This is a genomic window from Pleomorphomonas diazotrophica (assembly GCF_002844595.1).
GTDB classification, from domain to species: domain Bacteria; phylum Pseudomonadota; class Alphaproteobacteria; order Rhizobiales; family Pleomorphomonadaceae; genus Pleomorphomonas; species Pleomorphomonas diazotrophica.
The window spans coordinates 40,758-60,771 of the sequence record NZ_PJNW01000023.1 but is presented as its reverse complement, the minus strand read 5'-3'; the positions used below and the strand labels follow the sequence as shown (position 1 = coordinate 60,771).

Annotated in this window: 23 protein-coding genes and 1 pseudogene; 4 read left to right on the top strand and 20 right to left on the bottom strand. The window is 64.9% G+C overall.

The genetic code is table 11. The annotated features are described in order from the left end of the window. The 3 genes and pseudogenes from CXZ10_RS20975 to CXZ10_RS20965 form a co-directional block, all read left to right on the top strand. Positions 1 to 187: pseudogene (locus CXZ10_RS20975) on the top strand (chemotaxis protein CheW); the annotation flags it as partial. 80 nt (positions 188 to 267) lie between these two features. After that, a complete protein-coding gene (locus CXZ10_RS20970) occupies positions 268 to 1,125 on the top strand; it encodes a CheR family methyltransferase (protein ID WP_425298935.1) in 858 nt (285 codons plus the stop codon). A 157-nt stretch (positions 1,126 to 1,282) separates the two neighbouring features. Continuing rightward, on the top strand, positions 1,283 to 2,383 hold the full coding sequence (locus CXZ10_RS20965; protein WP_244617192.1) for a protein-glutamate methylesterase/protein-glutamine glutaminase: 1,101 nt from the start codon (positions 1,283 to 1,285) through the stop codon (positions 2,381 to 2,383). A 30-nt stretch (positions 2,384 to 2,413) separates the two neighbouring features. Here the strand turns inward: CXZ10_RS20965 and draG are convergent, their stop codons facing one another. From draG to CXZ10_RS20935, 6 genes are all read right to left on the bottom strand, one after another. Further along, a complete protein-coding gene (gene draG, locus CXZ10_RS20960; RefSeq protein WP_101291317.1) occupies positions 2,414 to 3,295 on the bottom strand; it encodes an ADP-ribosyl-[dinitrogen reductase] hydrolase in 882 nt (293 codons plus the stop codon). 46 nt (positions 3,296 to 3,341) lie between these two features. After that, a complete protein-coding gene (locus tag CXZ10_RS20955) occupies positions 3,342 to 4,181 on the bottom strand; it encodes an NAD(+)--dinitrogen-reductase ADP-D-ribosyltransferase (RefSeq protein ID WP_244617191.1) in 840 nt (279 codons plus the stop codon). Between the two features lie 21 nt (positions 4,182 to 4,202). Continuing rightward, positions 4,203 to 4,586 carry a nitrogenase stabilizing/protective protein NifW gene (gene nifW, locus CXZ10_RS20950; RefSeq protein ID WP_101291315.1) on the bottom strand — a complete coding sequence of 128 codons (384 nt, stop codon included), beginning with the start codon at positions 4,584 to 4,586 and terminating at the stop codon, positions 4,203 to 4,205. A gap of 134 nt (positions 4,587 to 4,720) precedes the next feature. After that, positions 4,721 to 5,041 carry a HesB/IscA family protein gene (locus CXZ10_RS20945; RefSeq protein WP_101291314.1) on the bottom strand — a complete coding sequence of 107 codons (321 nt, stop codon included), beginning with the start codon at positions 5,039 to 5,041 and terminating at the stop codon, positions 4,721 to 4,723. Positions 5,042 to 5,173: 132 nt separating this feature from the next. Further along, complete coding sequence (locus tag CXZ10_RS20940; protein ID WP_101291313.1) at positions 5,174 to 5,803, bottom strand: nitrogen fixation protein NifQ; 630 nt, start codon at positions 5,801 to 5,803, stop codon at positions 5,174 to 5,176. Between the two features lie 105 nt (positions 5,804 to 5,908). After that, a complete protein-coding gene (locus tag CXZ10_RS20935) occupies positions 5,909 to 6,121 on the bottom strand; it encodes a TOBE domain-containing protein (protein WP_101291312.1) in 213 nt (70 codons plus the stop codon). Positions 6,122 to 6,246: 125 nt separating this feature from the next. On the opposite strand from CXZ10_RS20935, the gene CXZ10_RS20930 reads away from it, so the two are divergent. Beyond that, complete coding sequence (locus tag CXZ10_RS20930) at positions 6,247 to 6,846, top strand: DUF2478 domain-containing protein (RefSeq protein WP_101291311.1); 600 nt, start codon at positions 6,247 to 6,249, stop codon at positions 6,844 to 6,846. A gap of 15 nt (positions 6,847 to 6,861) precedes the next feature. Here CXZ10_RS20930 and fdxB read toward each other — a convergent pair whose 3' ends face one another. The 14 genes from fdxB to nifA all read right to left on the bottom strand — a co-directional run bounded on the left by fdxB (position 6,862) and on the right by nifA (position 19,947). Beyond that, positions 6,862 to 7,179, bottom strand: coding sequence for a ferredoxin III, nif-specific (gene fdxB / locus CXZ10_RS20925; protein WP_425298932.1), 318 nt, complete (start codon positions 7,177 to 7,179; stop codon positions 6,862 to 6,864). A 34-nt stretch (positions 7,180 to 7,213) separates the two neighbouring features. Further along, positions 7,214 to 7,675 carry a NifX-associated nitrogen fixation protein gene (locus tag CXZ10_RS20920; RefSeq protein WP_101291309.1) on the bottom strand — a complete coding sequence of 154 codons (462 nt, stop codon included), beginning with the start codon at positions 7,673 to 7,675 and terminating at the stop codon, positions 7,214 to 7,216. A 4-nt stretch (positions 7,676 to 7,679) separates the two neighbouring features. Continuing rightward, positions 7,680 to 8,168, bottom strand: a complete 489-nt coding sequence (nifX, locus tag CXZ10_RS20915; RefSeq protein WP_180336116.1) for a nitrogen fixation protein NifX — start codon at positions 8,166 to 8,168, stop codon at positions 7,680 to 7,682. Further along, entirely contained in the window at positions 8,131 to 9,501 is a 1,371-nt protein-coding gene (nifN, locus tag CXZ10_RS20910) for a nitrogenase iron-molybdenum cofactor biosynthesis protein NifN (protein ID WP_101291308.1), read from the bottom strand. Before nifN ends, nifX begins: the two co-directional genes overlap by 38 nt. A gap of 16 nt (positions 9,502 to 9,517) precedes the next feature. Next, a complete protein-coding gene (gene nifE, locus CXZ10_RS20905; RefSeq protein WP_101291324.1) occupies positions 9,518 to 10,993 on the bottom strand; it encodes a nitrogenase iron-molybdenum cofactor biosynthesis protein NifE in 1,476 nt (491 codons plus the stop codon). A 151-nt stretch (positions 10,994 to 11,144) separates the two neighbouring features. After that, on the bottom strand, positions 11,145 to 11,783 hold the full coding sequence (locus CXZ10_RS20900; protein WP_101291307.1) for a hypothetical protein: 639 nt from the start codon (positions 11,781 to 11,783) through the stop codon (positions 11,145 to 11,147). Between the two features lie 194 nt (positions 11,784 to 11,977). Next, the gene (gene nifK / locus CXZ10_RS20895) at positions 11,978 to 13,519 is read right to left on the bottom strand and encodes a nitrogenase molybdenum-iron protein subunit beta (RefSeq protein WP_101291306.1); all 1,542 of its coding nucleotides are present in this window, start codon (positions 13,517 to 13,519) and stop codon (positions 11,978 to 11,980) included. Positions 13,520 to 13,654: 135 nt separating this feature from the next. Then, positions 13,655 to 15,169, bottom strand: a complete 1,515-nt coding sequence (gene nifD / locus CXZ10_RS20890) for a nitrogenase molybdenum-iron protein alpha chain (RefSeq protein ID WP_101291305.1) — start codon at positions 15,167 to 15,169, stop codon at positions 13,655 to 13,657. Positions 15,170 to 15,249: 80 nt separating this feature from the next. After that, positions 15,250 to 16,149, bottom strand: coding sequence for a nitrogenase iron protein (nifH, locus tag CXZ10_RS20885; protein ID WP_101291304.1), 900 nt, complete (start codon positions 16,147 to 16,149; stop codon positions 15,250 to 15,252). 310 nt (positions 16,150 to 16,459) lie between these two features. Continuing rightward, complete coding sequence (locus CXZ10_RS20880; RefSeq protein ID WP_101291303.1) at positions 16,460 to 17,329, bottom strand: SIR2 family NAD-dependent protein deacylase; 870 nt, start codon at positions 17,327 to 17,329, stop codon at positions 16,460 to 16,462. A 1-nt stretch (position 17,330) separates the two neighbouring features. Beyond that, entirely contained in the window at positions 17,331 to 17,543 is a 213-nt protein-coding gene (gene nifT / locus CXZ10_RS20875; protein ID WP_101291302.1) for a putative nitrogen fixation protein NifT, read from the bottom strand. Beyond that, positions 17,540 to 17,839, bottom strand: a complete 300-nt coding sequence (locus tag CXZ10_RS20870) for a nitrogen fixation protein NifZ (RefSeq protein ID WP_101291301.1) — start codon at positions 17,837 to 17,839, stop codon at positions 17,540 to 17,542. Before CXZ10_RS20870 ends, nifT begins: the two co-directional genes overlap by 4 nt. 1 nt (position 17,840) lies before the next feature. Then, a complete protein-coding gene (locus CXZ10_RS20865) occupies positions 17,841 to 18,035 on the bottom strand; it encodes a 4Fe-4S binding protein (RefSeq protein ID WP_101291300.1) in 195 nt (64 codons plus the stop codon). Between the two features lie 142 nt (positions 18,036 to 18,177). Continuing rightward, a complete protein-coding gene (gene nifA, locus CXZ10_RS20860) occupies positions 18,178 to 19,947 on the bottom strand; it encodes a nif-specific transcriptional activator NifA (RefSeq protein ID WP_101291299.1) in 1,770 nt (589 codons plus the stop codon). Positions 19,948 to 20,014 lie beyond the last annotated feature (67 nt).

Genomic DNA, 20,014 nt, shown 5'->3' with positions numbered 1-20,014 from the left:
CGCCGCCTTCCGCGACGACCAGCTGGAAGCCGCACCCGACATCGGCATTCACTGGAACTCGGACTACATCGACGGCGTCGTCCGTCGCGACCAGGGCTTCGTCGTCGTCATCGACCTCGCAAGACTGCTCGCAACCAACGACCTCGCAGCCCTCGCCGGCCCGGATACAAACCGAGCCGTCGCCTGAAACTCGACGACCAAGTACCCGGCACCTCCCAATGATCGGGAGGGGCCGGCCTCCTTCCCCCATCCATGAGGACCGAGCCCTTGTCATCTGTCGAGGCCCTGCACTCCGATCGTTCGGTCGACCAGCTCAGCGCGAAGAACTTCCGACGACTGTCGGCACTCGTCAGCGCCTACAGCGGCATCAAGATGCCTCCGGGCAAGCAAACCATGCTGGAGGGCCGCCTGCGCCGCCGTCTGCGCTCCACGGGATTTGCTAGCCTCGACGCCTATTGCGCCTATCTCTTCGACGGCGGTGGTCTTGAGACCGAGATGGTGGCGCTCATCGACGCGGTGACCACCAACAAGACCGATTTCTTCCGCGAGCCCAAACACTTCGAGTTCCTGCAGCGGACCGTCCTGCCCGCGTTCATGCGCAGCGGCCGCACCGCGATCCGAGTGTGGAGTGCGGCTTGCTCGGTGGGGGCTGAGCCCTACACAGCCGCCATGGTCCTCGCCGACTTTGCCGAGACCTCAGGGCCGCTCAGCTACTTCATCCTCGGAACGGATCTGTCGACCGACGTCCTCGCCGCCGCCCGCAAGGGAATCTACCACCAAGCGATGCTGGCTCCGGTGCCGGAAAACTACATGCAGCGGTTCGTTCGTCGCTCTAGCGACACGCAAAGCGGCCTCGTGCGCATCGCACCGGAGCTGAGATCCAAGGTCGGCTTCGCGCGTCTGAACTTCATGGACGAGACCTATCCAATCGGCGAGCCCGTGGACGTCATTTTCTGCCGCAACGTGCTCATCTACTTCGACAAGCCCACGCAGGCCAAGGTGCTGGCGCGCCTCTGCGATTGCCTGGCGCCGGGGGGCTATCTGTTCATCGGGCACTCGGAATCGATAACCGGGTTCAACCTGCCGGTCCGAACCGTCGCAAACACGATCTTTCAGAGAGTCTGAGGCGTCGTTCGGTCGGCAAATCGGCGGTGCCGCGCGGCAAACCGCTGCATCCAAAGCCGACTTGCCGCGCCGCTCGCCACCATGTTAGGCCCAGGGGGTGACGCCAGCCGAGGCGATCGCCGAAGAAGAGGCACCCACCGCGCGGAGCGAGATGCCGTTGACCAGTCAGAAACGTGTCCGCGTCCTCATCGTCGACGATTCCGCCTCCGTCCGGCAGACACTTTCCACCATCCTCGGCAATGACCCGGAGATCGAGGTGATCGGCGTGGCCGCCGACCCCTTCGTGGCGGCCAAACGGCTTCGGGAGGACATCCCCGACGTCATCACCTTGGACGTCGAGATGCCGCGCATGGATGGCATCACCTTTCTCAAGAAGCTGATGGCCCAGCACCCCATCCCGGTGGTGATGTGCTCGTCGCTGGTGGAGGAAGGTTCGGAAACGTTGATGCAGACGCTGGAAGCCGGTGCGGTCGACGTCATCCTGAAGCCGAAGATCGCTGCCGCCGACCACCTTGCCGAGCAGGCCATGCTGATCTGCGACACCGTGAAGAGCGCGGCCCGCGCCCGCCTGGGACGGCGGCGCAATGCGCCACCGGCTGCCCCAGCGGGACTGAAAACGCCAGCGCCGAAACTCACGGCCGACGCCATGTTGCCGCCGGTCGCACATGGCGCCATGGCCAAGACCACCGAAATCATCGTGGCTGTCGGGGCGTCGACGGGCGGAACCGAAGCGCTGCGCGAGTTCCTCATGGCGCTGCCGGCCAATGCTCCGGGAATCGTCATCGTCCAGCACATGCCCGAGCATTTCACCGCTGCCTTCGCCAAACGGCTCGATGGATTGTGCCAGGTCAGCGTCAAGGAAGCCGAAGACGGCGACCCGGTGCTGCGCGGCCACGTGCTGATCGCCCCCGGCGGCCGCCACCTGCTGCTCGAACGCCAGGGCGCGCGCTACCATGTCGCGGTGAAGGACGGGCCGCTGGTATCGCGCCATCGGCCATCCGTCGACGTGCTGTTCCGATCGACCGCGCGGGCGGCCGGCCCCAATGCCGTCGGGGTCATCATGACCGGCATGGGCGACGACGGCGCGCGCGGGCTTCTCGAGATGAAGGAGGCCGGCGCCCACACCGTCGCGCAGGACGAGGAAAGCTGCGTGGTGTTCGGCATGCCAAAGGAAGCCATCGCCCGCGGCGGCGTCGACACGATCCTGTCGCTGGAAGACATCGCGCCGCATATCATCCTGCAGCAAGCGAGGCGGTGACCAGGCCAAGGCCCCCCACCGGCCAAGTGTTCAGCGCTCGGCCACGGCCAGCAGGGCCGGCACCAAAGCGCGGATCGTCGCGACGGTGTCGCGATCAAGAGCCTTCAGCCAGCGCTTCGGGATCGCTTCGAGACCGTAGGTTGCGCCGGCCAATGCGCCGGCGATGGCCCCGGTGGTATCGGCATCGCCCCCGTGGTTGACGGTGCGGATCAGGCAGTCCTCGAAGGAAGCCGTCGCGAAATAGCCGTCGAAGGCCGTTTGCAGCGTGTCGACCACATAAGCCGAGGACATGCCCCGATAGGGAACGAAGCGAAAGGTCGGATAGCGCCCGACCAGACCGTCGGCGAGCCGTGCCGCGCCGGCGCGACCTTCCCCCGCGATCAGGGCAACAAGCATGCCGGCGAGCGTATCGCAGGCTGCATCCGACAGGGGGTGATTGTGGGTGACGCGGCCCTGATCCACCGCCCAGCGGCGGGCGCGCGCCGGATCGCGATAGCTGGCGATCGTCGCCGGCAGAATTCGCATGGCGGCGCCATTGCCAGCATCACCCTCGTTCGGCGGCCCCGTGACGATGCCTCTTTGAATATAGCGCCGGATACCGCGCCGGCAGGTGTTGCCGACATCGGGCGGACCGGATTTGAGCCAGGCGGCGAACTCCTCACAAAGATCGAGAAGATCGAGGGTTCCCCGTCGGGCAAGCGAGCGTGCCAAGGCCAGCGACATCGCCGTGTCGTCGGTCACCGCCCCGACCTTGAGATGCAGCCAGCCGCCGCCGACGATGTCGCGCAGAACGCCGTGTTCGGCGACGATCTCGCGCGGGGTCATGAACTCGACGGTGGCGCCGAGCGCGTCGCCGATGGCAAGGCCGAGGAAGGCGGCAAGCGCCCGGTCTGCCACGCCGGGATCGGTCATGCCGGCCTCCCGCCATCTGCCGGACTTTCCTGGAGGACGACCCGGTTCATCGCGACACGCTGAGTTCGTAATCGCCGCCAATGACCAGATACTCTCCCTCGCCCTTGAGGGGGTGAGAGGTCATCAACGTGTTGAAGAACAGGATCTTCTCGCGCGGCACCCGCGCCGTCAGGATGACGTCGCCGAAACAGTCGGCAATGTCGCGCTCGGCCGTGAAGGACGACAGGCTGTTGAGGCGCATCACTACCCGGCGCCGATCGAGGCGTTCGCGAATGGGATGCTCGTCGAAGTCATTGACGCCGCGATGGAGCGTCAGATGGGTTTCCGTCGGGCATGCGAAACGGACGAGCGCCCACTGGCAGAACTCGTAGAGCAGGTCGAGTTGGGTCATGATGGCGTTGTTGTGGAAGCGGCTCGACATCTTCTCGGCGACGTAGGCCGCCCAGGCGGCCGGCGCCTGCCGGACGAGGCGTTGCCGATGAAACGTCGGGAAGATGCCGAAGCGGCTCTCTACCCAGCCTTTCAGCACCGCGCCTTCCGGGCTGTTGCTGTCATAGCCCCATCCCTTGATCAGCCGCAGGTAGGACGAGCGGTAGCGCCGCCGCTCCGCTCCGTTCCCCGCTTCGCGCTGCTCGCGGTCGATGCCGAACATCGCCATCATGTAGGCTGCGAAGGCATCGCCCGCCTCGGCGAGGTCGTCGGCAAGGCCGAGCATCTCGAACAGGGGACCGTTCATCTCGCGCACGCCGGAAATGTGGACGGGCACCGGCCGGGCATTGAAGGCGACGTCGGCGAGAAAGGGCGTCGACAACCCGACGAGGTTGGTCGAATGCCCGATCAGGTCGCCGTCGGGAGTTCCTGCCTCGCTGATATCGGCGTGAGCCACGATAAAGACTGCTCCAGCCTCTCAACGACCATCGATCGGCCGCAGGGCATCGCCAAGTGCCACGAAGGGCCGACGCGGCGGTTCGACCGGACGGGAAGGGTCACGGTCCTTCAGCACCTTGAAGAGGCGTTTCTCGAGTGGCGAGGCGCCGGCAAACTCCCGATAGGCGCGCTCCAGCATGGAGCGGGCGCGCGCGGCGGCAACGCTGTCGGGCAAATCCTCGAGATCGTCGCCGGCCAGCATCTCGCCCATCCGCTTCAGGACGTGCAGGCGGCAGACAGCGAGACGCTCTCGGTCGAAGCGGACGCCGAGCACCTCGAAAAACTCCTCGGCCGAGGACAGACGCCTCATTCTTTCGAGAATGCCGGCGGTGCTGGGAACGGGGCGATCAATCGGACAGGTCATGGCGCCTCTCATAGCAACTCGCGAAGATGCTGTCGCATCCACTCATTGAAGTCATTGCCGATTTCTCATTCGCGTCAGGGGCATGAGAAATCGGCAAGCGGAATACCAAGCCGCATTTTCAATGCATCTTGGTATCAGCAGAAAGACTTGCCGCAGGAGCAGCGGGAGGCGGCGTTGGGATTGTCGAAAACGAAACCCGACTGCTCGACGCCGTCGATGAAGTCGACCACGAGGCCTCCGATATGGCGCTGCGTAAGCGCATCGAGATAGAGCCTGATGCCGCCCTGTTCCAGAACGAGGTCGCCGGGACGCTCATCCTTCTCAAGGCCCATGCGATATTGAAGACCGGCGCAGCCGCCGGCCTCGACGACGATGCGCAGGCCCTCCGCCCGATCACCGGCCCCGATAAGCGCGGTCCGCACGGCGTCGACTGCATTGTCGGTGAGTTCGATCATGGAACTGTCTCTCGTATTTGGGTGAGCGAAGACGTCGGTATCCGTGTTGCACAGGGTATGCCAGGACCTAACCCTTTGTAATTGTTTATGGACAGCTCGACATGTCGGGAATCCGACACGACCCTGGACAACTCAGGCGGCCAGCTCCACACGTCGGCGCAGATCGGCCAGCCGGCTGAGGCCATCTTCCTCGCCGAAGCAGTTGTTGAAATCTGTACAGACGGCGCAGGAGGGCGCCGCACAAAGCGAAAAGCCCTCGGCCTCGCAGAGCACGCGGTAGAAGTATTTCTTCCAGCGCATGTTGCCGGTATTGCCGGCGTGCAGGCTACGGAAATGGCGCGCGAGAAGACGATTGAGCTCGCCGCGATCGTTCAGTCCGAGATCCTGCCAGAGGTGATCGGGCCGCATGGCCCGGCGGGCGATCATGACGGCGAGCCAGCCCGCGACGGGCTCCGGTCCGGACCGGTGAGCCAACAGAAGATCGATGAGAAGCGTTTCCTCATCCGAAGGAGCGCCGGAAGCCAGATCGGCGAAGCCGGCCGGGTGCCAGCGGGGAAAGTGACAATCGACGAGACGGGCAATCTCTGGGTTCGAGAGCCCAAGGCCATCGGCAAGACCGACGCCGCTCATGTCCGCCTCGGTCTGAGCCGACGCGAGAATGGCAGCGAGAACATGGCTGTCGAACGCCTCCGTCTCGTCATGCGCCGGACCGGCAGCGATGCGAATCTCCGCATAGTGACGGGCAAAGGTCGACGCCGGCATGTGCCACCTCCTTCATCTCTGTCGGGAATCCGACAGGCGAAAGCCGCCTGGCGAGTTTCCGGAGCAATCAAGGAGGGGCAGCGCAAAGACCGTGCCGGGATCAGGTCACGCGTCGACGCCGATCATCACGTCCGAAGCCTTGATGATGGCGGCGGCGTCGATGCCGACCGCCAGTCCCAGGTCATCCGCCGCCTCGTTGGTGATCGAGGCGGTCACGACCATGCCGTCAACGACTTCCACCTTGACGTGGGTGGTGGTGGCGCCTCGCGTCAGCGCCACGACCTTGCCCTTCAATATGTTACGTGCCGAAAGTCGCATGCTCATCTCCGTTGGGTTGCGAAGTCGTGTTTCGTTATATAGCAATTTTCATAACGCTTGAAGCGGTTGGCCCAGCCTTTGCGAGACACTCGTCACCACAGCCTCGCGTCCGACAGGGAGCACCCATGACTCGCCGCCTGCTTGATCGTTTTCCAGCTCTCGATCCTCTCGGGATCAACGCGTCCGAGCTTGCGGCGATCGTCTTCGATGAGGGGGCTTCGGTGGACCATCTCATTGCCTTCTTCACCGAAGAACTGCGGACCGCGGGACGACGGGTCGGAGGCACCATCCATCTGCCGGATGACGAGCCGCCGAGCCGAGAGGTGACCGCGGCCGATCTCCTGACCGGCGATTGCTGGCGGCAACCACGCATTTCCCTTGCTCCAGGCGAGATTGCCGCGATGACACGCCGCATCTGCGCAGCCATCGAAGCGCAGGCCGATCTCGCCATCATCCCTCGCTTCGGCGCGGCCGAGATTGCCGGCGGCGGCCGTGCCGATGCCTTCGGCACCTTGGCCGCCTTCGGCCTGCCCGTTCTGACCGCCATCCGCCGGGAAGACGTGGAGGCCTGGCTGCGGTTCACCGGCGGCATCGGCACCCTCCTCGCCTGCCGCCTGCGCGTCGTACGCGCCTGGTGGCAGGAGACCGATCAGCGGCGCCGGAAGATGCTTGCCCGGATGGAAGCGGAGAGCGGCAACGTCGTGCCGCTCCTGCCGACCTTCTGACAGTAGGGAAGAGCGTTACGCCGCCAGCTTGTCGGGCGTGGCGTGGCTCTGGCAAGCCTTCGGGCAGACGCGGGCACAGGCGTTGCAGCCGATGCAGGCGCCGTCATTGTCGGCGACCATGATCTTTCGGTTGAGCTCGCCGTCGAAATCGTCATCGTCGTCCTCGACCACCTTGCCGAGGATCTCACCTTCGTCGTCGACACCATAGAGGTGCATGACGTCGCGGTCGCAGACCTTGAAACAACGAGCGCAGCCGATGCAGGCGCCGCCATCGATCGAAACGAGGAACAGCGGCGTCCAGGGACTGCCGTCGCGGGTGGTGTAGTCGGCCATCAATGTCTCCAGCTCGGATGGTTCGGTAGGTAGCTCAGAAATCGGCGACCTCGGGAAAGCGGCCGATCATGGCGATAGCCTCGTCGACCAGCTTGCCGCCGGCAGCGGCCAGCGCCGCGAAATCGTCGAAGCCGAAGCGATGGACGTCGCGCAACGTCCGGGAGATCACCACCAGCCGACCGGCGGTGAGCAGCACGCGACCGAAGCCCTCGTGGTTGAGCTTCAGTATCGGCGAGGCGATGCGCCCGGTCGCCTGCTCGACGGCCAGGCCGACAGCGCCATAGAAGGCCTCCACTCGGTCGATGATATCGGGATCGGGGTCGTCGATGATCGGGCGCGATCGACGATCCTCGCGGCTGACGATGAAATCGGCCAGCACCTCGGCGTCGGACTTGCGGTCCCAGACGCCGTGGCTGTCGGCGGCGCGGACCAGGCGGGCCAGCGTCTTGACGAAGGGATGGTCGAGCGCGGCGGGTTGCATGGCGATATCGTTCATGGGCTCAATCGTCCTCGAAATCGGGGCGGGGAGCGCCAACGCCGGCCGCCTGCAGCACCTTGCGGAGCCAGGGTGGCGGCGTGCCGGTCAGCATGACGCGCACCTTCTCAAGCACCTCATCGATCGGTGCCTGTTGCGCCTTGATCGGATGAATGCGCTGCGCCACCGCCTTGGCGGCCGCCGGCCCGCCAATGGCGAGGCAGAACAGCAGGTGACAGCCGGCGAGCGCGTCGACCTTGGGCGTGATGCGGTCGTCGCCATCGCTCCGATGCGAGCCCCCGCCGTCGGTGTTGCCCTCGAACTCGACGGCTTCGACGAAGCTCCAGCCGGACGGCGTCACGTCATAGACCGCGAACTTGGGCGCCGAGCCGAAATGGGCATTGAGCGCCTTGAGATCGGTAGAGGCGATGGCGACGCGCACCGCTCCGGGCGGTGGCGCGGCATCGGCCGCCGCGTCAGTGTCGACGAGGCTCAGGCGACGGACGGCTGTCATGGAGCATCTCCCGGTTGCGAAGCGGATTGAGGCTTTCGGGTGTGGCGTGGTGGTCGGCAGCGGCGATCATCATGTTCGCCACCTCGAAGATCAGGTCGCGCGTGCCCTCGTAGAGCGCGCTACGGCGGTGCTGGGCGCCGAGCCGGTCGAAAATCGGAAAGCCGACACGGAACAGCGGGATGCCCAGATGTTCCGACGCCTGCCGGCCGTGGGCATGGCTAACCAGAAGATCGACGCCGGCCGCGCGCTCCTCCAGATCGCCAAGGTCGCCGACCGTCACCTCGGCCGGCACGGCGGCCAGGATAGGATTGTCCGGCGTCGATGCGATCGCGACGGTGGTCTCGGCGCCCATCTCGGCGAAGAAGCTTGCCATCTGGTAGAGGAGGTCCGGTTCGGCGGCGATGGCGATGTTGCGGCCGCCGAAGTGGAAATGCCCGTCCAGCATGGCGTCCTGAAGCTGCGAGCGACGGCGGCGGATCGAGGGCGGAACCGGCCGGCCGGACAGGCGGGCGAGCAGCGCCACAAATCGGTCGGCGGCGGCTAGTCCGGTCAGCGTCGGCAGGAGCGTGAAGGCAAGACCGGTCTTCCGGCGCAGCGTCTCGGCCGGGCGGCGCATATGCTCGCCGACGGCTATGCAATGACAGGCGGCGCCTAGCGTCTCGATGTCCGCGACGCTCGTGCCGCCGTAGGCGGAGGGTATCCAGCGATCCGGCACCGTGCCGTCGAGAGATCCCGAGATATCCGGCAAGATCACCGGTACGAGACCGAAGGCCTCCACCGTCTGCCGCAAGATTTCGATGTCGCCGACCGTGAAGTGGCTGGGTGCGAGGACGACGAGGCGTTCGGGATCCCGGCGCGTCGTCGGCCGGGTCAGCGCCTCGATCATCGCCGTGACGGCGGCGCTCCAGCCTTCCTCGATGGAACCGCGAAAATCGGGGGTCTCGGCCAGAACGACGCGACAATCGCCGAGGGCATCGGCGCGGCGCGCCTGGATGGCAGCGAGGTCGGCGGCAAAATCTTCCCCACGCGTCTCGACCAGAGCCGTGGTGCAGACGCCGATCAGCTTGGGGTTGGCGCGCTGGCGTATGTTGAGAATGGCCTCCTCCAGATGGTCGGTACCGCCGAGCACCGTCGACACCTCGTTCATGGCCGTCGTCTGGATGGGGATGGTCTCCTTGAAATGGCGGACGAACAGCACCAGCGCGAAAGCGGTGCAGCCCTGGCTGCCATGAAGAAGCGGCATGGCGCCCTCAATGCCGAGGAAGGCATAGGCGGCGCCGAGCGGTTGCGACGACTTCAGCGGATTGGTGGAGAGCGAGCGGGCTTCATTCATCGGGATGACCGTCTCCTCAGCAATCGTCGGAGTCTTCAAGGGCGCCACTCGCGAACTTGCGAAAGCTGTGAGCGACGTCAGTCGGAATGACTGGCTGAGCTGTCAGCCGCCCGGCTTCGTCCCAGGGCGCCGGCTGGCGAAGGGCCGGGAAAACCGGGCTGTTGACGGCGAGATCGATCCGCCTGAGCAGTTCGACGAAGCCCTCGTAGCCGGCATAGGGATGATGACGTTCCTGGTTGACGTCGAGCCAGGGCGTCTTCGCCTTCAGGGCGATGAACTGGGTGCGGCTGCCGGACAGCATGATGTCGGCCTCGCCGTCGGCGAGCATGCGGTAGATCTCGCGCGGGGCCAGACGATCGAACAGATGCTTCTCGTCCTTGAGCGCGGCCAGCGCCCGCGCCTTGTCCTCCTCGGTCGACTTCTTGATCGAGGTGCGGATCACCTCCATGCCGGCTTCCTGAAGCGCGTCCACCATCGACCAGCTCTTGACGCCACCGGTGTTGAGCAGCACCCGCTTGCCGGCGAGCCGGGGTTTCAGCGGTGCGATGCGCTGCCAGGCGATCGCCTCCTCGCGGGCGACCAGCGCCTCGGCCCGATCAAGAAGTGCGCTTGGTGCGCCCTGCTCCACCAACAGCCCGCAGATGCCCCGAATGGCTGCCGACGTGTCGGCGATGCCGTAGAAGGAGCCCTCGAAATAGGGAATGCCCCAGCGCTCCTGCATGCCGCGCGCGAGATTGATCAGCGCCGAGGAGCAGACCATCATGTTGGCCTTGGCGCGGTGGGCGGTGGCGATGTCGCGATAACGTGCGTCGCCGGGAATGACGGCGCGCAGGCGGATGCCGAGCTCCTCGAGCAGTGGCTTCACGAACCAGAACTCGCCGACGAGATTGTATTCGCCGAGGATGTTGACGTCATAGGGCGTGACATCGTCAGGCTCGGCAGTGCCGATGACATGATCGAGCAGCGTCTGGCCGGCCAGACGGTTGCCGAGGTTCTTGGAGCCGGCAAAGCCAGGCGCCTCGACGGGAACCACCGGCCGACCGAAGCGCTCAGCGGCGCGCTTGCAGACAGCGGTGATGTCGTCGCCGATCAGTGCGGTGACGCAGGTGGAATAGACGAAGACGGCGGGGGGATCATGCCGCTCGACGATGGCCCGGATCGCCTTGAACAGCCTCTTCTCGCCGTTGCCCATGACGATGTCGAGCTCGGTGAGATCGGTGGTGAACGATCGCCGCCAGAGGTCGGAGCCCGACGAGGCGGCGTGACGGTTGTCCCAGGAGTTCCCCTCGCAGGCAATCGGCCCATGAATCAGATGGGCGACGTCGGTGATCGGCTGCAACACGATCTTGGCGCCGTCGAAGGCGCAGCCGCCGGCCGCCGCGCCGGGGGTCAGTGGTTTCGAGCAGCCCTTCTTGCGCGCCGTCTCGGTCTTTTCCCGATTGGTCGGGCAAGCCGGCTCGTCGAACAGGTTGGCGGTTCTGACCAGGGACATCGACACCTCGTCGCTTGCGATCACAAGGCGTGTTTCGCAAGCGACGTGCCAGTGGGTTCCCATTCATCAACAGACTGGAATCGTTCGCTTTTCCTGATCTCCAGCCATGGCGCTGCAGCTCATGTCGCGTGGCTGCGGAACCTGCGACACGTCATTGTCGGGTTTGCGACGCGTCGACCGATGATATCGCGGGTTTTGCGGCGCCCGAGGAGCAGGGCGGCAGCGTTCTGAGGCTGGCGGTGAGATCGGGCTGCGAGGCGAGATCGAAATCGCGGACCAGCGGTACGAAGCGTTGGGTTTCCGAAGTGCGAAGATAGGTGGTGATCAGGAGATCGCCGGCCGGCACCACACCGGCCAGACAGAAGCTTCGCGCCGTCACGCCGATCGATGCCGTCACCTTGTGGCCGGCCGCCCGCTCGGCAATCAGCTGGTCGCGGGCGATGGTCAGGCGGGCGGCTTCCTCCGGCGGCAGGGCGTAGATAGAGAGGCTTTCGCTTTCGCGCAGCGTGCCCACCATGTCGGTGAGGTCTACGGGTGCCGTCGTGGGGGCGAGCACGAACGTGTCCGTTCTTTCCGGCGCGTCATCAACGCGGCTCTTGAACTCGACATGCACGCTGCCGGCGACCGCGTCGATGGACCGGGGAGCGGCCAGAGCGACCATCATGACGGAGAAATCGGTCGTGCGCGGATCGATGCGGGCAAGGCTCGGTAAGGAGGTGAGCGGCACGGCGCCGCAGGAGGAAAGGCAGAAGGCCAACGCGGCAGCGAACAGCGGACGATAGGTAGGCATAGGACACCGTCTTTCTGATTGACGGTGAATAATTATCGTTTAACGAGAATAAAATCAACTAAGCCGATATCGAGATTGCTTATTGGCCGATCGCTGCCTGCACTGGGCAGCCAGCCGGGCCGCTTCGACCTTTCGCAAAAGAAAAGGCCTGGCCCCATGACCGGAGCCAGGCCTGCGCCCCCACCGAAACGGCGTCAGCGCGTCAGATCGAAGGAGATGTCCGTCTCGCCGGCGATGTTGGTCTCCGCATCGAGCTTGTCGAACAGCTTGTCGAGGATGGTAGTCAGCACCCTGAGGCCGCCCTGATAGCCGATCACCGGGAAGCGATGGTGGTGATGGCGGTCGAAGATCGGGAAGGTCAGGCGGATCAGCGGGGTGCCGGTATCGCGCTCGAGATACTTGCCGTGGCTGTTGCCGATCAGAAAATCGACCGGCTCGGTGAACAGCAGCGAGCGCAGGTGCCAGAGATCCTTTTGCGCGTAGGCCTTGCAGTCCTTGCCGAAGGGCGAGCCATCGAACAGCTTTTGCATATCCTCGGCCCACTCCTTGCCGCCGTTGGTGGAGAGGCAATGGACGGGCTCGCCGCCGGTCTCCAGGATGAAGCGGGCCATCGCCTTGACGAAGTCCGGATCGCCGAAGATGGCGTAGCGCTTGCCGTGCAGATAGGCTTGGCTGTCGGCCATGGCGTCGACGAGGCGGCCGCGCTCCAGGCGAAGGGCCTCGGGAATGGCCTTGCCGCTGAGCGCCGAGACCTTCATGAGAAGATCGTCAGTGGCCTTGACGCCGAGCGGATAGTTGAAGCTCGCCGTCTCCTGGCCGACGCTCGCCGCGTATTCCAGCGTCTTGCGGCTGTTCCAGTGCTGCAGCGCGACGGTCGCCTTGGCGCCCTTGGCCGCCTTCAGTTCGTCGATGGTGGTGCCGCCGTCATACATGCGGTACTCGCCGTCCGACGGGGTGTCGAACTGATCGGCGGCATCTCCGATGAAGGTATAGCTGACGCCCATCAGGCCAAGCATGCGGCCGAGCTCGCGGTTGTTGCCGACGCAGAAGCCGTCGAAGCCGGGGACGATGTTGATGGTCTCCGAAGAACCAGCCGACGCCGGGTTGTCCTTCCAGAAGTGCTCCAGAATGCCCCGGATGGCATTGTCGTAGCCGTCGATGTGGCTGCCGACGAAGGAGGGCGTGTGGGCGAAAGGCACGTCGAAGTCTTCGGGGACCGAGCCCTTGGCCTTGGCGTTGCCGATGAAGCCGTGCAGGTCGTCGCCGATCACCTCGGCCATGCAGGTGGTAGAGACGGCGATCATCTTCGGCTGGTAGAGAGAATAGCAGTTGGCGAGACCGTCGATCATGTTGTTGAGGCCGCCGAACACCGCCGCGTCCTCGGTCATCGACGAGGAAACCGCCGTGCAGGGCTCCTTGAAGTGGCGGGAGAGATGCGAGCGGAAATAGGCGGCGCAGCCCTGCGAGCCATGGACGAAGCTCATGGTCTTCTCGAAACCGGCGGCGGCGAACACGGCGCCGAGCGGCTGACAGGCCTTGGCGGGATTGATGACCAGCGCCTCGCGGGCGAAGTTCTTTTCCCGGTAGTCCCATCCCCTAGTGTATTCGGATTGAAGGGCGGTGGCGTCGATGCTTGCGGCGCCGTCACAGGCCTTCTTGCGGGCGAACATCTCCTGATATTCCGGTTCGCGGAACAGCGGGCCATGGTCGAGGATCTTTTCAACTGACTGGGGCATTGTCTGACCTCATCGCCCGCGCCGCGCCATACGGCGGCCAGACGGGCATGGAGTATCGGTCACGCGGCAGCGCGTGGTGAAACGGTGAGCTTCGGAAGAAACCCCTCCCCTCACGGGAAGGGGCAGCGCATCGGGCTACTCGGCAGCGGCGAGCAACTCTCCGCCGTCCGTCCAGGGGGCGTCGAACAGGTCCCAGACCGGGTTGTTGATGGCAAGGTCCATGTCGCGGGCGAAGATGGCGAAGCCATCGTAGCCGTGATAGGGGCCCGAATAGTCCCAGGAGTGCATCTGGCGGAAGGGGATGCCCATCTTCTGGACGGGATATTTCTCCTTGATGCCAGAGCCGACGAGATCCGGCCGGATCTTCTCGACGAACTTCTCCAGCTCATAGCCGGTGACGTCGTCGTAGATCAGCGTGCCGGGCTTGGCGTAGTGGCCGGTGCGCTGGTAGTCGTCGTTGTGGGCGAACTCGTAGCCGGTGCCGGCGATCTCCATGCCGAGATCCTCGTAGGCAGTCATGACATGGCGCGGGCGGAGACCGCCGACATAGAGCATGACCTTCTTGCCCTTGAGGCGCGGGCCGTATTTTTCGACGATGCCATCGACCAGCGGCTTGTACTTGGCGATGACCTCCTCGGCCTTGGCTTCGATTTCCGGGCCGAAGTGCTTGGCGATCTTGCGCAGGCTGGCAGCGATCTGCGACGGGCCGAAGAAGTTGTACTCCATCCACGGCACGCCGTATTTCTCTTCCATGTGCCGGCAGATGTAGTTCATCGAGCGATAGCAGTGGATGAGGTTGAGCTTGGCCTTGGGCGCCCGCTCCATCTCAGCGAGCGTGGCGTCGCCCGACCAGTTGCCGCAGATGCGCAGCCCCATTTCCTCGAGAAGGCGGCGAGACGCCCAAGCGTCACCGCCGATGTTGTAGTCGCCGACGATGTTGACGTCGTAGGGACCGGCTTCCCATTCGGCTTCGGCGCTCTTGTCGAGCACCCAATCGCGGATGGCGTCGTTGGCGATGTGGTGACCGAGCGACTGCGACACGCCACGGAAGCCCTCGCAGCGGACGGGAACGATGGTCTTGCCGATCTCCTTGCCCTTGCGGCGGGAGACGGCCTCGATGTCGTCGCCGATGAGGCCGATCGGGCATTCCGACTGCACGGAGATGCCGCCGTTCAGCGGGAACATCGCTTCGATCTCGTCGATCACCTTGTCGAGCTTCTTGTCGCCACCGAAGACGATGTCCTTCTCCTGGAAGTCGGAGGTGATCTGCATGGTGCCGAACGCGTCGATGCCGGTGGTGCCGACATAATAGTTGCGGCGCTGAGACCAGGAATACTGGCCGCAGCCGACCGGCCCGTGGCTGATGTGGACCATGTCCTTCACCGGTCCCCACACCACGCCCTTGGAGCCGGCGTAGGCGCAGCCACGAATGGTCATGACGCCGGGGATCGACTTGATGTTCGACTTGACGTCGCATTCGGTGAGAAGCGGACCTTCCTCGCCGACCGGCGCGTCCGGCGCCGCCTCCACGGCCTTGGCGACGGCGAGGTGCTTCCGGCGTCGCTTGGCAAACTTGTCGGGATATTGGGCAAGGACCTCGGTGATGTATTGCTCGTGGGCCTTGCCGTCGTTTTCGTAACTGTCGCTCATGGATCAAGTCCTCGCGGAAGGAAACGGGAAAGGCGCGGACACCGGGGTCAAGGCCCGGAGCCCACGCATCCTCCCGGAGATCAGGCGGGAACCGCTGCCTGGCGGGCGGCTTCCTTGGCGGCGAGTTCGGCGATCATCTGCTCGTCGGTCTTCATGATGCCGAAGGCGAGCAGCATGTCCTCAAGCTCTTCCATGGAGATCGGCGTGGGGATGGTGCCCTTGCCGCCATTCTCGTGGATCTTGGTCGCAAGCTGGCGGTATTCCTCGGCCTGCTTGGAATCCGGCGCGTACTGGATGACCGTCTGCTTGCGCAGTTCGGCGTGCTGGACGATGTTGTCGCGCGGCACGAAATGGATCAGCTTGGTGTTGATGCGCTTGGCCAGGGCTTCGGCGAGATCAAGCTCACGGTCGGTCTGGCGCTCGTTGCAGATCAGGCCGCCGAGGCGGACGCCGCCGGTGTTGGCATATTTCAGGATGCCGCGCGAGATGTTGTTGGCGGCATAGAGCGCCATCATCTCGCCGGACATGACGATGTAGATTTCCTGCGCCTTGTTCTCACGGATCGGCATGGCGAAGCCGCCGCAGACCACGTCGCCGAGCACGTCGTAGGAGACGTAGTCGACGTCGTCATAGGCGCCGTTCTCCTCGAGGAAGTTGATGGAGGTGATGACGCCGCGCCCGGCGCAGCCGACGCCCGGCTCCGGGCCACCGGATTCGACGCACTTGATGCCCTTGTAACCGACCTTCAGCACGTCCTCGAGTTCGAGGTCTTCGACCGAACCATGTTCGGCAGCGAGATGAAGGACGGTGTCCTGGGCCTTGGCGTTGAGGATGAGGCGCGTCGAGTCGGCCTTGGGGTCGCAGCCGACGATCAGGATTTTCTGGCCCATCTCGACGAGGGCGGCGAGCGTGTTCTGGGAGGTGGTCGACTTGCCGATGCCACCCTTGCCGTAAAAGGCGATCTGGCGGAGTGCTGCCATGGTCATGGTTCCTTGTCTTCGCGAAAAGCATCGGGAGGTGGATGCAAATTCGGTCGGCAGCGACGAGCCGCCTCACGCCTCTCTATTTTCAAGGGGCGTGCCAACTGGCGATGGCTTGAGATACTCAATGTAAATCAATGCATTATCTCTTCTTGGCAGCAAGACTACGTGGCAACAGGGGCTGTCGCGGGTCCGACAAAAATCGACAGTCGATGTCGGAAGACGAAGGCCGCCGCATGAAAAAGGCCGCCCCGAAGGGCGGCCAGATGGGACAGACGTGGGGAGTCAGAAAGAGCGTCCGCCCCGAATATCAGCCGGCAAGAAGGCGCGTCGCCTCCGCCAGGGGCAGGTCGAGCAATGCGATGCCCTCCGCGGCGAGGAAGCGCCGTTCGTTGACCGTCAACGTCACGGCATCGGCCACGCAAGCATGCGGACCGGCCGATCGCTTGAGGATCTGCCGGGCGTAGGTGCGCAGCATCTGGTCGTGGAAGCGACAGCCGAGGAACAGGAAGCCGCGCGTCATCCGTCGCGTCCGGACCTCCTCGGGGATCGGCGTCTGAATGTCGATCTCGGTCAGCACCTCGACGTAATCACTGTCGGACACCAGCACGTCGCCGTCCGGTCGGATGCCGCCATGCGGCCTGTAGAGCAGCGTACGCGCTTTCTCCGGTTCGGCGGTTTGACCGGCGAGATCGAAGGCCCGATGCCAACGATCCTCGCCGATGGCGGCCCGCGACATACCCTGGACGTCGGCAACGTCGGCTCGCCCAACCTCGGCCATGGCGGCGGCGAGCGTGCCATCATACCAGCTGTCGATGACGAGGCCGAGTGGCAAGCCCGCCAGTAAACGGTGGAAAGCCGACGGGCGCGGCTCGGCGGCAAAGATGTCTGCCATCAGCTTCTTCAGCGTCCGGCGATGACGGCGGCTTTCGATGTACTGGGCGACGGCCCACATGTTGCCGCGGATGCGGCCGGGCACCGGCACGCGTTTCTGCAATGCCGCGGCCACCTCTTCCGGCGAGGCCGGCATCGGCGGTGGCCAGTCGAGGGTCAGGAGACCAGGGCCGAGATAGGGGACGAGACGATCGGCGAGAAGCTCGGCCCGCAGGCTCGACAGCGCGGCGCGGGCAGCTTCACCGGAGAGACTCTCAAGAAGGCCACCGGCGAGAAGCGCGCTCATGTCAATCGTCCTCGCCGCGTCGGCGGGCAACGACGGTCACCGGAAGGCGGGTTTCCAAGGGCATGTCCGGCAGGTCCAGCACCCAGCCGTTTTTCAGCGTCACGGCACCACCCCAAAGCGCGTCCTTCTCCTGGGAGACGATCGGCTCCTCCAGGTCCTTCTTGGCGACATAGGCCGACAGGCCCTTGGCCGATTGGCGGATCATCACTTTCATCGCTGGGCGCGCTCCGTGGTCTCGGGGGCATCGAGTGCGACAAGTTCCCGCGCCCGCATGCCGACCAGAATGCCGCGATCGACCCATTCGACCGCGTAGATGTAGAACTGCTGCAGAAAGGTGCCGACGTCGCGCACGTAGCCGACATCGCCCTTGTGAACGAGGCGCTCGCCGATGTCGCGGCCGGGAAAGGTGCCGTCGTTCTTCACGTTGAGGCGGGCAGACACCTTGTCGCCGGGCTGAAAGCGCGGCGGGCCGTCGATCTCGATATCAATCTCCCGATCGACGAAGGCCATGTCAGGCTGCCTTCGATATTGCGCCGGACGGGCAGACCTCGTCGCACTGCGGTGCGTCGGCCGCCCCCTGGCATTCGGTGCATTTCTTCGGGTCGATCATATAAACCGCACCTTTGAAGCGAATGGCCTTCGACGGGCATTCGCTTTCGCAGGCGCCACAGGCGGTGCAATCGTCAGCATTGATGGACATGGCCATGGCGATATCTCCGTAATGAAGCCCGCCATCCGCTCCGCAAGCGGCATGCCACCTATAAAACCATTCCATTACAGATACTTACTAGAACACCTCACGAAAACACTCCTGACGCGACACGCCATTGTCGGACTTCCGACAGCGCTCAGAACCGCTTCAGCTCGACACGGTGCTTCTTGAGCGCATAGCCGATCTGGCGTGGCGTCAGGCCAAGGATGCGGGCCGCCTTGGCCTGCACCCAGCCGGACTTCTCCATGGCGTCGATCAGCCGTTCCTTCTCGCCCGCACGATGGCCGAGCGCCGGGCAGTCGGGACCCGCGTGTTCACAGACATGCCCCTCGGCCGATGGCTCGTTCTGCGGCGGCTCGAACTGAGGCGGCTGGAAAGATGAAACCGGAGGGCGCAGGCCGGGCACCAGCACCTCGCCGCGCTTCAGCGCGGTCAGTTGCTCGTCGGCCGTGACGTGGTGGGCGCCGGTCCATAAGGTCGCCGACAGGCATTCCCCATGCGCGCAGGCGAAATCCTCGCGGCGGATGGTGTCGCTGCGGGACAGCGTCGCCGTGCGGCGAACGCAATTTTCCAGCTCACGCACGTTGCCGGGGAAGTAGCATTTGCCCAGAAGGTCGAGGGCCTTGTCGGTGATACTTAGCCGGCGTGAATTCTCGCGGTTGAAACGGTCGAGAAAGGCACGGGCGAGCAAGGGAATGTCGCCCGGCCGCTCGCGGAGCGGCGGCAGGAACACCGGCACGACATTGATGCGATAGTAGAGGTCGGCGCGGAAGTCGCCCTTCGCGACGGCTGCCTCGAGATCGCGATTGGTGGCGCAGATCAGCCGGACGTCGACCTTCAGCGTCCGCGTACCGCCGACGCGCTCGAACTCGCCCTCCTGAAGAACGCGCAGCAGCTTGGACTGGAAGGCGGGCGAGATCTCGCCGATCTCGTCGAGCAGGAGCGTGCCGCCGTTGGCGAGCTCGAAACGGCCGGGCTTCAGAGCTATGGCGCCGGTAAAGGCGCCCTTCTCATGGCCGAACAGCTCGGATTCCAGAACGCTTTCGGAGACGGCGGCGCAGTTGAGCTTGACGAAGGGCTTGGCCTTGCGACTCGACAGCTCGTGGATGGCGCGGGCGAACAGTTCCTTGCCGGTGCCACTCTCGCCGCGCAGCAGCACGGTGGAGTTGGACGGCGCGACGATGGAGATGGTCTCCATGACACGGCGCACCGACGGGCTGTCGCCGACGATGCCGCCGGTCCCGATGCGGATACGGGCCGGTTTGGGCTTCTCGTCGAGCGCCTTCTCAAGTCGCGACCGCTCGTCGATCAGACGCTTGCGATCGGCGGCGACGACGCGATGGAGGCGCACCGCCTGCCCCACGAGATTGGCGACCATGGCAAGGAAGCGCAGATCCTCGTCGATGCGGATGTCGGCCGACCCGTCCCAGACGCGGTCGATGCTGAGCGTGCCGATCACCTTGGCGTCATCCTTGATCGGCACGCCGACAAAGGAAACCCGACTCGGATCGTGAGCCGCCGGCGTGCCCGCGAACAGCGGATCGGCCGCCGTGTCCTGCACGACGAGCGAGGTCTGGGTGGCGACGATGCGGTCGATGACCGCCTGCGGCAGGCTGTCAATCGGTCGTCCCTTCACCTCGCCCGCCCAGCCGGCGGTGGCGACGATCTCCGGTTCGCCGGCTTCGTCGATGACGACGATCATGCCGCGCCGCATGGCGAGGAACGAAGTGAGGATGTTGACGACGCTCGCCAGCATGCTCTCAAGGCGGACGGGCGCGTTGAGTATCTTCGAGATCTCATAAAGGCCGAACAGCGCCATCTCGGCGCTCTGCCGGCTTTCGCGCCGAACAACGGGCGCCGACGCGGCTGGCGCGAGGCGTGGCGCTTGGCGGACTGCCACGATCATGCCATGGCTCCTCAGGTCGGGGCCGGCAGGGAGGAGACCGGCTTCCCACCCCTGAAGGGTCGAGGCA

What these genes read in the sequence shown, in the direction of transcription:
- nifX (WP_180336116.1), bottom strand. Translation starts at nt 8,168, where the DNA reads ATGACAGCCGTCCGTCGCCTGAGCCTCGTCGACACTGACGCGGCGGCC.
- nifH (WP_101291304.1), bottom strand. Translation starts at nt 16,149, where the DNA reads ATGGCAGCACTCCGCCAGATCGCCTTTTACGGCAAGGGTGGCATCGGC.
- nifD (WP_101291305.1), bottom strand. Translation starts at nt 15,169, where the DNA reads ATGAGCGACAGTTACGAAAACGACGGCAAGGCCCACGAGCAATACATC.
- CXZ10_RS20900 (WP_101291307.1), bottom strand. Translation starts at nt 11,783, where the DNA reads ATGCCTACCTATCGTCCGCTGTTCGCTGCCGCGTTGGCCTTCTGCCTT.
- draG (WP_101291317.1), bottom strand. Translation starts at nt 3,295, where the DNA reads ATGACCGATCCCGGCGTGGCAGACCGGGCGCTTGCCGCCTTCCTCGGC.
- nifE (WP_101291324.1), bottom strand. Translation starts at nt 10,993, where the DNA reads ATGTCCCTGGTCAGAACCGCCAACCTGTTCGACGAGCCGGCTTGCCCG.
- CXZ10_RS20930 (WP_101291311.1), top strand. Translation starts at nt 6,247, where the DNA reads ATGACTCGCCGCCTGCTTGATCGTTTTCCAGCTCTCGATCCTCTCGGG.
- CXZ10_RS20880 (WP_101291303.1), bottom strand. Translation starts at nt 17,329, where the DNA reads ATGAGCGCGCTTCTCGCCGGTGGCCTTCTTGAGAGTCTCTCCGGTGAA.
- CXZ10_RS20865 (WP_101291300.1), bottom strand. Translation starts at nt 18,035, where the DNA reads ATGGCCATGTCCATCAATGCTGACGATTGCACCGCCTGTGGCGCCTGC.
- nifK (WP_101291306.1), bottom strand. Translation starts at nt 13,519, where the DNA reads ATGCCCCAGTCAGTTGAAAAGATCCTCGACCATGGCCCGCTGTTCCGC.
- fdxB (WP_425298932.1), bottom strand. Translation starts at nt 7,179, where the DNA reads ATGGCCGACTACACCACCCGCGACGGCAGTCCCTGGACGCCGCTGTTC.
- CXZ10_RS20940 (WP_101291313.1), bottom strand. Translation starts at nt 5,803, where the DNA reads ATGCCGGCGTCGACCTTTGCCCGTCACTATGCGGAGATTCGCATCGCT.
- nifW (WP_101291315.1), bottom strand. Translation starts at nt 4,586, where the DNA reads ATGACCTGTCCGATTGATCGCCCCGTTCCCAGCACCGCCGGCATTCTC.
- nifN (WP_101291308.1), bottom strand. Translation starts at nt 9,501, where the DNA reads ATGAATGAAGCCCGCTCGCTCTCCACCAATCCGCTGAAGTCGTCGCAA.
- CXZ10_RS20870 (WP_101291301.1), bottom strand. Translation starts at nt 17,839, where the DNA reads ATGGCCTTCGTCGATCGGGAGATTGATATCGAGATCGACGGCCCGCCG.
- CXZ10_RS20935 (WP_101291312.1), bottom strand. Translation starts at nt 6,121, where the DNA reads ATGCGACTTTCGGCACGTAACATATTGAAGGGCAAGGTCGTGGCGCTG.
- nifA (WP_101291299.1), bottom strand. Translation starts at nt 19,947, where the DNA reads ATGATCGTGGCAGTCCGCCAAGCGCCACGCCTCGCGCCAGCCGCGTCG.
- CXZ10_RS20920 (WP_101291309.1), bottom strand. Translation starts at nt 7,675, where the DNA reads ATGAACGATATCGCCATGCAACCCGCCGCGCTCGACCATCCCTTCGTC.
- CXZ10_RS20945 (WP_101291314.1), bottom strand. Translation starts at nt 5,041, where the DNA reads ATGATCGAACTCACCGACAATGCAGTCGACGCCGTGCGGACCGCGCTT.
- nifT (WP_101291302.1), bottom strand. Translation starts at nt 17,543, where the DNA reads ATGAAAGTGATGATCCGCCAATCGGCCAAGGGCCTGTCGGCCTATGTC.